Here is an 11,047-nt window from a genome sequence, read left to right as displayed (position 1 = left end):
AACCTGCTGTTATTAAGCGGCGATAGATTAGCAGTAACCATTTAATGACACCAGTGTAGTGAGGAAATTTGGAAACTGGACGTACCAGATGGATGGTATGGGTTGTAAAAAATTCATTTTGGATTGCGTATAAAACAACCATATTATCTTGTTGAATAAAATTCACTGTCTATAGGTAACTTTTTGATAAAATTAAATATTTAATTTATGGAAATATTTATAGAGGTTATTTCTTTAGTGTGAAAACATTAACAATGTATATAAAATAAACAAAAAACCCCGCTGCTGCGGATACAGCAACGGGGTTTTCAAGCAATGGCTTATTTAATCACTTGAATAAGTTAACGCCTAATATCTGCGCGAAAACCTAAATATCAGTGCTCAAACATCGCAGAGATTGACTCTTCATTACTGATACGGCGAATAGCTTCAGCAAGCATGCCAGACAGTGTCAAAGTACGAACTTTGTTCAACGCCTTGATCTCATCAGACAGAGGAATGGTGTCACAAACCACAAATTCATCAATCACTGAGTTTTTGATGTTTTCCACTGCATTGCCAGAGAAAATAGGGTGGGTTGCATAGGCAAACACCCGCTTCGCTCCGCGCTCTTTCAATGCTTCAGCCGCTTTGCACAGTGTGCCACCTGTATCGATCATGTCATCAACCAGAACGCAATCACGGCCAGCAACATCGCCAATAATATGCATAACTTGAGAAACGTTTGCACGTGGGCGACGTTTATCAATGATAGCCATATCCGTATCGTTCAGCAGCTTGGCTATCGCACGAGCGCGAACAACACCACCGATATCTGGAGAGACAACAATCGGGTTTTCCAACTCTTGCTGGAGCATATCTTCCAGCAGAATTGGGCTACCAAATACATTATCAACCGGAACATCAAAGAAGCCTTGGATCTGCTCGGCGTGTAGGTCAACAGTGAGAACACGGTCTACACCCACGCTGGACAGAAAGTCAGCGACAACTTTAGCTGTGATAGGTACACGTGCTGAACGGACACGGCGATCTTGACGGGCATAACCGAAGTAAGGAATGACAGCAGTAATACGGCCAGCAGAAGCACGACGTAGTGCATCGACCATAACAACTAATTCCATCAGGTTGTCATTGGTGGGTGCACAGGTAGACTGGATGATGAAAACATCACCACCGCGTACATTTTCATTGATTTGCACGCTGACTTCACCGTCGCTGAAACGACCGACAGCAGCGTCTCCCAGGCTGGTATATAGGCGGTTGGCAACACGTTGTGCTAGTTCAGGTGTGGCATTACCAGCAAAAAGCTTCATATCGGGCACGAGAAAAACCTCAGGCTTGCGTCCAGAGAGATATTGTTGACCAATCAAACAAACATTGCTCATTGGTTCAATAACATGGTTATCCCAGAGCGGAATGTATGCAATGGAGAAATGTTAACGCCCCGCGCAACAAAGCCCTGCATCCACTCTGGAGCTTGATTTAACACCTTGCGGGCCGATGCTTCTGATTCGAACTCGCCGAAAACACATGCACCGGTTCCGGTCAGGCGTGACGGTGCGTATTCTAACAGCCATAAAACAAGCTGTTCAACCTCACGAAAACGTTTTCTTGCGATTGGTTCACAATCATTTGCAAATGGTGCCTGTAATAATGCGGGTAGAGTGCGGATCGGAGAATTTCTTTTTAATTCAGGATCTGTGAAGATCATCGGCGTTGATATTTCAATTCCAGGATGGGCAACCAAAAACCATTTTTCTTCCGGTGAAGCCGGCTGGAGTTTTTCCCCAATGCCTTCGGCAAAAGCGGCCTGGCCTTTGACAAATACGGGAACGTCTGCCCCAAGGCATACGCCAAGCTGCGCCAGTTCATCATCAGACAGGTTAGCTTGCCAGTGGTGGTTCAGTGCAATCAATACCGTCGCAGCATTGGAAGAACCGCCGCCCAATCCTCCCCCCATTGGCAAGCATTTATGAATGCGAATATCGGCTCCCAAATATTCAGTTTTGACGTGGGCATTCGCATTGTGATCCGGCAAAGTGCGTCTTTGTCGCAAATGATTTTGTAATAATCGGGCTGCCCGTACGATTAAATTATCATCGTGGGCGACGCCTGCGACCGGCGTCAGCAAGCGGATTTGATTATCTTGGCGCACTGAAATAGTTATTTCATCGCCATAATCTAAAAATTGAAACAACGTTTGCAGTTCGTGGTAGCCATCAGGTCGTTGCCCGGTAATATACAAAAATAAATTCAATTTTGCCGGAGAAGGCCAGGTTAAGGTCATTATTGAATCGTCCAGTTATCCATTTTTAATTTTATGCGGTTGTTTCCTTGCGTAAGCTCCAGTCGAATGGGTAAAGCTGGCGTGGTTGATGTATCGTAACCTTGATAATTGACTCGCCAAACGTCACCCTTTTTTTTGTCACTTACGGATTTAAGCAGATAATTTGCATCCAACTGGAAATCTTTGGCACTGCCAGGCAGGCCGATAATCCAGCTTTTTAAATTGTCCAGAGGAATATGCATATTAGTCAGTTGGTAAATTAAAGATTCAGGTTTATCGCTGAGGTATTTTTTACCGCTATTGTCAGTGATTTGGATCAGATTGGGTTCGACGAATAATTCCAATTCTGTGGTTCCCAGTGGGTTGAGCAGCAGTAATTTATAATTATCAGGCGAATATTGTTGCCAGAAAAACCGGGCGTACACTTTTTTTTCATCCGCCAGATAAGCGAAAGAGCCGCGGGTTTGGTAATGCGCCAATTTTTGCAGTTGCTGTTCACGGGCGTGCCATTGTGGTGTATCCGCTGATCCTGTGCCGGTAGGAGGTTGTGTGACTGTACAGGCAGTCAGTAAAACACCGCAGAGGGGAAGTAAGCGAAAAAAAGCAGATATTTTCATAGGGTAACCCTTGGTGGTAAGAGAATTTGGCATTCTGTCGATTATAAATATGGCATATTTAAAGATGAAAACGTAAAGTGTGCGACCCAAGCCTATAATTAAGGGCGTAATTTAGCGAAAGTTTGCAAAGAATTCTCCAATAAATTATCGCAAGATCATCCGATTGACTTTTATTGAACTAATGCATCAAGTAGAATGCACGGCCAATGAGAGTCCTTATGAAGGGTGTGAGTTTATGAGAATAATTATCGATATCATCATAATCTTGCCTCCGGTGATAACTCAATGCAGTTAAGATGACTTTATTAGCACTCGGTATCAACCATAAAACAGCGCCTATTTCTTTACGTGAGCGGGTGGCCTTTTCTCCTGACACAATAGGTTTGGCGCTTGATGACTTGCTCCGGCAACCCCTGGTGCGAGGCGGCGTCGTGCTGTCCACTTGTAACCGTACGGAACTCTACCTCAGCGTTGAACAGCAAGATAATTTTGAAGAGCAGTTAATTCATTGGCTATGCCGATATCATCAACTTAATCCCGATGATTTGACGGGAAGTCTCTATTGGTATTTAGGCAATGAAGCCGTCAGCCATTTAATGCGAGTCGCCAGCGGCCTCGACTCCCTCGTATTAGGGGAGCCACAGATTTTAGGGCAGGTGAAAAAGGCTTTCTCTGAATCGCAAAATTATCAATCCCTGTCGAATGAACTGGAACGCCTATTCCAAAAATCTTTTTCGGTGGCTAAGCGGATCAGGACAGAAACGGAAATTGGCGCAAATGCGGTTTCGGTGGCATTTGCCGCCTGTACGCTTGCCCGGCAAATTTTCGAATCCCTTTCCCAACTGAATATCCTGCTGGTGGGCGCAGGGGAAACGATTGAACTGGTCGCTCGTCACCTAAAAGAGCACGGCGTGAATCGTATGATGATCGCCAATCGTACCAAAGAACGGGCACAGATGCTTGCCAGTGAAGTCAATGCCGAAGTGATTTCCCTGCCGGATATCGATACCCGATTGGCGGAAGCTGATATTGTCATTAGTTCCACAGCCAGCCCATTGCCGATCATTGGCAAGGGCATGGTCGAAAGGGCGTTGAAATTACGTCGCAACCAGCCCATGTTGCTGATTGACATTGCCGTTCCTCGCGATATTGAACCAGACGTGGAAAAACTGAGTGATGTGTATTTATACAGCGTAGATGACCTACAGGCTATCATTCAGCAAAATCTCGCCCAACGTAAAGCGGCGGCAGTTGTTGCAGAAGGTATTGTGCAACAAGAAAGCAGCCGTTTCATGGACTGGTTGCGTTCTCAAGGCGCTGTTAATACAATTCGTGAATATCGAGAACAGGCAGAGAAAATCAGGGCTGAGATGACGGCAAAAGCATTGATGTCCATAAGACAGGGTGCTGATGCTGAGCAGATCATTAACCAATTGACCTACCAATTGACGAATCGTCTGATCCACACACCGACGAAATCTCTCCAACAGGCTGCCAGTGATGGCGATTTGGAACGCCTGAATCTATTACGGGACAGCCTTGGGCTGGATCATAACTAACCTAACCCTATTCTAAATAAGGTCTGATATTACGAATGAAGCCTTCTATTGTCGCTAAATTGGAAGCATTGCAAGAACGCCATGAAGAAGTTTTGGCTCACCTCGGTGATGCTGATGTTATCGCCGATCAAGAGCGTTTTCGCGCATTATCCAAGGAATATGCTCAACTGACCGACGTGACTCACTGTTTTAAAGTGTGGAAAAGCGTTCAGGGTGATATCGAAACAGCTGAGATGATGCTTGACGATCCCGAAATGCGGGAGATGGCGCAAGAAGAACTCAAAAGCGCAAAAATTCGTAATGAAGAGTTGGAACAGCAACTGCAATTGTTGTTATTACCAAAAGATCCGGATGATGAGCGTAACTGTTTCCTCGAAGTTCGTGCCGGAACGGGGGGAGATGAAGCGGCGATATTTGCCGGCGATTTATTCCGCATGTATAGCCGTTATGCCGAATCCCGCCGTTGGAAAGTTGAGATCATGAGCGCCAATGAGGGTGAGCATGGCGGATATAAGGAAGTGATTGCCAAAATTTCAGGTGAACAAGTTTATGGTCACCTGAAATTTGAGTCTGGTGGCCATCGTGTTCAGCGTGTGCCGGAAACCGAATCTCAGGGTCGTATCCATACCTCCGCTTGTACCGTCGCTATTCTGCCCGAAATCCCGGAAGCGGAATTACCGGAAATCAGTCCGGGCGATCTGAAAATTGATACTTACCGCTCTTCCGGCGCGGGTGGGCAGCACGTCAACACTACTGACTCCGCCATTCGAATTACCCACCTGCCAACCGGGATTGTCGTGGAGTGTCAGGATGAGCGTTCACAACATAAGAACAAAGCCAAAGCGATGTCTGTGCTTGCTGCGCGTATTCGTGCCGCTGAGATGCAAAAGCGCCAGGAAGCTGAGGCTTCTGAACGCCGCAACTTGCTCGGCTCTGGCGACCGTTCAGATCGCAATCGGACCTATAACTTCCCACAGGGACGCGTGACCGATCACCGTATCAACCTAACGTTATACCGCCTTGAAGAAGTAATGGAAGGCAAACTGGATATGCTTATCCAACCTATCATTACGGAATATCAGGCAGACCAATTATCCGCATTGTCAGAGCAGGATTGATGAATTATCAAGATTGGCTCCTGTATGCGTCTGCGCAGTTGACTGAAAGTGATAGCCCGAAGCGTGATGCAGAAATCCTGTTGCAATACGTAACAGGGCGTTCCCGTACTTATTTAATTGCATTTAATGAAACGCCTATTTCCCCGGAAGCGGCCAGCCGGCTCGATGCTGTTTTGGCTCGTCGCATTCAAGGTGAGCCGATAGCTTATATTGTGGGGGAGCGTGAATTTTGGTCGCTGCCCCTGGCTGTGTCACCAGCAACCTTGATCCCACGTCCTGATACGGAATGTTTGGTTGAAAAGGCTCTGGAACTGCTGCCTGATTCATCAGCCCTGATTTTGGATCTCGGTACGGGGACAGGGGCGATAGCATTGGCGTTGGCAAGTGAGCGACATGACTGCCAGATAACCGGGGTGGATATCAATCCTGATGCAGTGGCATTGGCAAAACACAATGCTGCAAAACTGTCCTTTCACAATGTGAATTTTTTGCAAAGTGAGTGGTTTTCTACAGTTGGGGAAAGACAATTTGATATGATTGTCAGCAATCCTCCCTATATTGATGAACATGACCTTCATCTGCGTGAAGGAGATGTCAGGTTTGAACCGGCCACTGCCTTGATTGCTGCCCAAAATGGGATGGCAGATTTGCAGATAATTGTGGAGCAGGCTCGCCACTTCTTGTTACCAAGTGGATGGTTATTATTGGAACATGGCTGGAAACAGGGAATCGTTGTCAGAAACCTATTTTTGGAACAAGGTTATCAACAGATAGCCACATTTCAGGATTATGGTGGTAACGAACGTATCACGGTAGGTCAATGGAATAAAAATGAAAACCATAGTTAATTATGAATTCAATAATGCTTCCCTGATAGACGGTATTATTCTCATAACACGGGTCATTCGTCCTGATTTCCCCCAAGCCACGGTAACTGAACAGTTAACGGCATTGGTTGAAGAAGCCCGTCAAAAACTTTCTCCTATTATGGGCACTAAAGAAAAATTACAGGCGCTATTGACGCTTTTTTATCGGGAATGGAAGTTTGGTGGGGCAAATGGGGTGTATTGTTTGTCTGATACCCTGTGGTTGGATAGTGTATTGTGTTCACGCCAGGGTGCTCCCGTTACATTGGGGACGGTATTTTCGCATATCGCTCAGGCACTGGCATTACCTGTACAGCCGGTTATATTCCCGACACAGCTAATCTTGCGGGTTGATTTGGCTGATGAGCTGGCATGGTTTATTAACCCGATGAATGGGGATACGCTCAACGAACATATTCTTGATGTTTGGTTGAAAGGAAATATCGGCCCAACGGTTTGCCTGGAAAATAAAGACTTACAGGAAGCTGATAATATTAGTCTTGTGCGAAAAGTCACCGATGTCATCAAGGTTTCTTTGATGGAAGAGAAAAAGATGGAGTTGGCATTAAAAGCCAGTGAAGTCGTGCTGATGTTCGATCCCGAAGATCCGTATGAAATTCGCGACCGAGGGCTGATTTATGCACAACTCGACTGCAATCACATTGCTGTTTCAGATTTAAGTTATTTCGTGGAACATTGCCCCGAAGATCCTATCTCAGAAATGATAAAAATGCAGATTAACACTATTGGGCAGGGAGCAATCATCCTCCATTAAGCATGATGAGGCGGCATTTCTCTGCCCCTGATTTATTTTACGGATACAACAAATTTATTTGCCCTTAACAAGAGAAGGTATAAACATGCAACAGAAAGTGGTTAATATTGGTGACATCAAGGTCGCAAATGATCTGCCTTTTGTCCTGTTTGGTGGTATGAACGTCCTTGAGTCACGGGATTTGGCCATGCGTATTTGTGAGCATTATGTGACCGTAACACAAAAACTGGGCATTCCTTATGTTTTTAAGGCGTCTTTTGATAAGGCTAACCGTTCTTCAATCCGCTCCTACCGTGGACCTGGTTTAGAAGAGGGAATGAAAATTTTTCAGGAACTGAAACAGACTTTTGGCGTGAAAATCATCACTGATGTGCATGAACCTGCACAAGCCCAGCCTGTCGCAGAGGTGGTTGATGTCATCCAGCTTCCGGCTTTCCTGGCTCGCCAAACTGATTTGGTTGAAGCGATGGCAAAAACTGGCGCCGTTATCAATGTCAAAAAACCCCAATTCGTCAGCCCAGGGCAGATGGGAAATATCGTTGAAAAATTTAAAGAAGGCGGCAACGATCAGGTAATACTGTGTGACCGTGGCAGTAACTTTGGTTACGACAATCTGGTGGTTGATATGTTAGGCTTTGGTGTCATGAAACAGGCAACCCATGGTGCACCCGTGATTTTTGATGTCACTCATTCATTGCAATGCCGTGACCCATTTGGTGCAGCATCTAGCGGCCGTCGTGCACAAGTATCAGAGTTGGCTCGCGCGGGTATGGCGGTAGGCATTGCCGGTTTATTCCTTGAAGCCCATCCTGATCCAGAAAATGCAAAATGTGATGGTCCATCAGCACTGCCATTGGCAAAACTGGAGCCATTCCTGATGCAGATAAAAGCCATTGATGATGTGGTGAAAAATTTCCCGGCGCTGGATACCAGCAAATAATCACTCAATCCGTCAGTTTTTTGAGAATGTGGTTACAGGCATTTCGCGCTGTAACCGCTGATTTTTTTCTCGACTATGGCTTTGCTGCGGCGGGGGTGTTATATCTACAAACGTAAAATGACTTTTTTACGCGTTATCTTTAATCAATAATCTCTTGCCAGTGAAATCAATTAACACTGCATACTGATCGAAAAAGTTCTTTCCAATTAATCCATCTGCATGTAAGTGATTAAAACCTCCATCAATCAGTAACGAATTCAGTGCTATTTCTTTAGCGCCGGTGTCGTCAAGTTGAAACGTCGATGCAACGCACTCGTTATTATCCAGCCCTTTACTTAAAGCCTGACAGGGAATGTAAACCGGAGGCAATTGAAACCTTTCTTTCCAAAACACTGAAATTGATGCGCCAGTGTCCAGGATCATACTGTAATTCTGCAAGTTTTGTGAAACCTTGACCGCAATGCCTTCTTGAGTGAGCCTCAGCGGTAATTCTACCCAGCCATCAGCCACATTGACGCCCAACGCGGATAAATGGTCAGAAACGGACAGTCTCTGGTTTTTGTAATCAATGAGAACAACTTTATCTTTGAATAAGCCAAGACCGATTACCATCGAAGAGGGCAGTTTTTTTTCCTGATCTGATAAGGTCACACCCCACGGCGTTAGCGAAACTCCCGGAATATCCTTAAATATCATGCCATTTATCGAGAGTTGCGGAATATGAAATTTGTCTTTAAAAAAGACTTTGCCCGTAACGTCAGTCGAGCGGGCTTTTTCAGGCTCGATAACTAAGCCTGGGATTTTTGCCATAAACGCTTTCGTTAAATGGAGGCCCTGATTTGAACCCGTATCGATCGCTAATTTTTGCTTTTTTCCATCAATGTCGAGCGTTGCTATCGGAGTGGAAAATTTATCCAATTGAAAGTCTATATGCATGACTTCTTCCGCAGCCATGGAATCTGTGACAAACCATGGCGTAACGGAAGAAAAAACGGTAACTATTATTGCCGTAAAATGTTTCTTTAGTGAAAGCATAAAAATTCTCCATACCTGCGTTCATGTTTAAGTCAAATTTCGGGCTGAAAAAGGAGCTTACCGTGAGGTTGGCAATAAGAATATTAGACCCAAAAAATCAATCTAATATTCTTATCTTGGCGGTTAGGTTAATTTATTTCTTCCAGTGCCTTGGATAAAGTGGCATAAAAACTCAATTGCCCGTTGATCGGTTCGATTTTAGCGCGTGCCAGCGTTTTCAGTGGTTGGAAGGAGATATCGCATACAACGATATGTTTCCCTTTCCCCATCTCGCGAATAAATCCTTGGAAGGCATGCAACCCGCCGGCATCCAGCACCGGAACGGCATCCCACTGCATAATCATGGTGTGATAATCGGCTCCTTGTTCTTTCAGTTCCGCAAAAATACGCTCTGCGGCCGCGAAAAACAGGGGACCATTAATTCGCACAACCAGTAACCCTTTATCATTATTTGTCGCAGGGGAAATGCTGATCCGGGTCATATTGGCAATCTTGCGCATAAACAGCAGTGAAGCCAGTACAATACCTATCGTGATGGCCACCACCATATCAAACAGAACCGTTAATGACATACACAGCAACATGACGATGATATCGTCTTTGGGGGCATGACGGATGAGATCCACAACTTTATGAGCTTCGCTCATATTCCAGGCCACAATCAGCAAAATGGCTGACATCGCGGCAAGCGGTAAATAAGAGAGCATTGGGGCAAGCACCAGCAACGCCAGCAATACCAGCAGCGAGTGAATGATAGCGGCAATCGGTGAGGTTGCACCTGCCCGCACATTGGCGGCTGAACGGGCGATAGCCGCAGTTGCGGTGATCCCGCCAAAGAAGGGGGCGACAATATTCCCCATGCCCTGACCGATCAATTCACTGTTGGAATGGTGTTTTTTCCCGGTCATCCCATCCAGAATAACGGCACACAACAGGGATTCAATCGCACCTAACATTGCCATAGAAAAAGCGGCGGGCAGTAATGCTGACACAGTATCCCAGCTAACGTTGAAAGCATGGGTATCAGGTAAATTCCACGGCAGGAGAAATTGAGGAAGAATGGGGGGAATACCTTGTCCCTGTGTACCGTCTTCCAGCGTATAACTAAATGATGAGCCAATCGTTGCGACATCATGGCCTAACAGATGCATAATCCCCATGATCCCCGTGCCTGCAATTAAAGCCGGTAAGTGACCAGGTAACTTTAACCCTAATTTTGGCCAAAAAATCAATACCAGCAGGGTGGTTAACCCGATCAGGGTATCGCTGAATTGTAATGACGAAAACGCTTGGGAGAGAGCTGCCACCTTACTAATATAATTTTCCGGCACATGTTCCAGCCTTAGGCCGAAAAAATTTTGCACTTGCATGGTCGCGATAGTGATTGCGATACCCGAAGTGAAACCAAGCGTTACCGACAGTGGAATGTATTCAATCAGTCGGCCAAATCGCGCTAACCCCATGATAAGCAAAATAATGCCTGACATGAACGTGGCGATAAGCAGGCCACTGAGACCAAATTGCTGTGATACAGGATAGAGTATCACCACAAAAGCCGCCGTTGGGCCGGAAACGCTATAGCGTGATCCACCGGTAACCGCAATAACGATACCGGCAATGGCCGCAGTATACAGGCCATATTGTGGTGCAACACCACTGCCGATTGCCAGAGCCATTGCCAGTGGGATAGCAATTATCCCCACGGTGATCCCGGCAATCATGTCTTTTATAAGACGTTGAAACGAATAAGTTTCTTTCCAACAAGCGTCAATCAGTGCACTAAATGGACGTATTCCCTTAATTTTACGAGTATTCATTTCATTGAGAACCAAAAAATAAGATATCAAATG

At 45.6% G+C, this 11,047-nt stretch carries 10 protein-coding genes; 5 read left to right on the top strand and 5 right to left on the bottom strand.

Annotation, left to right across the window (positions count from 1 at the left end):
- Window positions 1-374 precede the first annotated feature (374 nt).
- From prs to lolB, 3 genes are read right to left on the bottom strand one after another with little or no spacing between them, the layout of a single operon-like run.
- A complete protein-coding gene (prs, locus tag Xkoz_RS09355) occupies window positions 375-1,322 on the bottom strand; it encodes a ribose-phosphate diphosphokinase (protein WP_045973432.1) in 948 nt (315 codons plus the stop codon).
- Window positions 1,323-1,381: 59 nt separating this feature from the next.
- Entirely contained in the window at window positions 1,382-2,287 is a 906-nt protein-coding gene (gene ispE / locus Xkoz_RS09350) for a 4-(cytidine 5'-diphospho)-2-C-methyl-D-erythritol kinase (RefSeq protein ID WP_099141901.1), read from the bottom strand.
- Window positions 2,287-2,904: a lipoprotein insertase outer membrane protein LolB gene (gene lolB, locus Xkoz_RS09345; protein WP_099141900.1), complete on the bottom strand. Its 618-nt coding sequence runs from the start codon at window positions 2,902-2,904 to the stop codon at window positions 2,287-2,289. Before lolB ends, ispE begins: the two co-directional genes overlap by 1 nt.
- A gap of 296 nt (window positions 2,905-3,200) precedes the next feature.
- On the opposite strand from lolB, the gene hemA reads away from it, so the two are divergent.
- The 5 genes from hemA (at window position 3,201) to kdsA (ending at window position 8,162) form a co-directional block, all read left to right on the top strand.
- A complete protein-coding gene (gene hemA, locus Xkoz_RS09340; RefSeq protein ID WP_099141899.1) occupies window positions 3,201-4,463 on the top strand; it encodes a glutamyl-tRNA reductase in 1,263 nt (420 codons plus the stop codon).
- Between the two features lie 35 nt (window positions 4,464-4,498).
- Window positions 4,499-5,581, top strand: a complete 1,083-nt coding sequence (gene prfA / locus Xkoz_RS09335; protein WP_099141898.1) for a peptide chain release factor 1 — start codon at window positions 4,499-4,501, stop codon at window positions 5,579-5,581.
- On the top strand, window positions 5,581-6,429 hold the full coding sequence (prmC, locus tag Xkoz_RS09330) for a peptide chain release factor N(5)-glutamine methyltransferase (protein WP_099141897.1): 849 nt from the start codon (window positions 5,581-5,583) through the stop codon (window positions 6,427-6,429). The genes prfA and prmC overlap by 1 nt, the downstream gene beginning before the upstream one ends.
- Window positions 6,413-7,222 (top strand): invasion regulator SirB1, encoded by an 810-nt coding sequence (gene sirB1 / locus Xkoz_RS09325; protein ID WP_099141896.1) that lies wholly within the window; start codon window positions 6,413-6,415, stop codon window positions 7,220-7,222. Before prmC ends, sirB1 begins: the two co-directional genes overlap by 17 nt.
- An 85-nt stretch (window positions 7,223-7,307) precedes the next feature.
- Complete coding sequence (kdsA, locus tag Xkoz_RS09320) at window positions 7,308-8,162, top strand: 3-deoxy-8-phosphooctulonate synthase (RefSeq protein ID WP_099141895.1); 855 nt, start codon at window positions 7,308-7,310, stop codon at window positions 8,160-8,162.
- 126 nt (window positions 8,163-8,288) lie between these two features.
- Here the strand turns inward: kdsA and Xkoz_RS09315 are convergent, their stop codons facing one another.
- Both Xkoz_RS09315 and dauA read right to left on the bottom strand, forming a co-directional pair.
- Window positions 8,289-9,116 (bottom strand): hypothetical protein, encoded by an 828-nt coding sequence (locus tag Xkoz_RS09315; RefSeq protein ID WP_099141943.1) that lies wholly within the window; start codon window positions 9,114-9,116, stop codon window positions 8,289-8,291.
- A gap of 209 nt (window positions 9,117-9,325) precedes the next feature.
- On the bottom strand, window positions 9,326-11,014 hold the full coding sequence (dauA, locus tag Xkoz_RS09310; RefSeq protein ID WP_099141942.1) for a C4-dicarboxylic acid transporter DauA: 1,689 nt from the start codon (window positions 11,012-11,014) through the stop codon (window positions 9,326-9,328).
- Window positions 11,015-11,047 lie beyond the last annotated feature (33 nt).

The organism is Xenorhabdus kozodoii (assembly GCF_002632875.1).
Lineage (GTDB): Bacteria > Pseudomonadota > Gammaproteobacteria > Enterobacterales > Enterobacteriaceae > Xenorhabdus > Xenorhabdus kozodoii.
The sequence above is the reverse complement of the archived record's forward strand: the minus strand, read 5'-3'. Positions and strand labels throughout refer to the sequence as shown.

What these genes read in the sequence shown, in the direction of transcription:
- Xkoz_RS09315 (WP_099141943.1), bottom strand. Translation starts at nt 9,116, where the DNA reads ATGGCTGCGGAAGAAGTCATGCATATAGACTTTCAATTGGATAAATTT.
- prmC (WP_099141897.1), top strand. Translation starts at nt 5,581, where the DNA reads ATGAATTATCAAGATTGGCTCCTGTATGCGTCTGCGCAGTTGACTGAA.
- prfA (WP_099141898.1), top strand. Translation starts at nt 4,499, where the DNA reads ATGAAGCCTTCTATTGTCGCTAAATTGGAAGCATTGCAAGAACGCCAT.
- hemA (WP_099141899.1), top strand. Translation starts at nt 3,201, where the DNA reads ATGACTTTATTAGCACTCGGTATCAACCATAAAACAGCGCCTATTTCT.
- kdsA (WP_099141895.1), top strand. Translation starts at nt 7,308, where the DNA reads ATGCAACAGAAAGTGGTTAATATTGGTGACATCAAGGTCGCAAATGAT.
- ispE (WP_099141901.1), bottom strand. Translation starts at nt 2,287, where the DNA reads ATGACCTTAACCTGGCCTTCTCCGGCAAAATTGAATTTATTTTTGTAT.
- dauA (WP_099141942.1), bottom strand. Translation starts at nt 11,014, where the DNA reads ATGAATACTCGTAAAATTAAGGGAATACGTCCATTTAGTGCACTGATT.
- lolB (WP_099141900.1), bottom strand. Translation starts at nt 2,904, where the DNA reads ATGAAAATATCTGCTTTTTTTCGCTTACTTCCCCTCTGCGGTGTTTTA.
- sirB1 (WP_099141896.1), top strand. Translation starts at nt 6,413, where the DNA reads ATGAAAACCATAGTTAATTATGAATTCAATAATGCTTCCCTGATAGAC.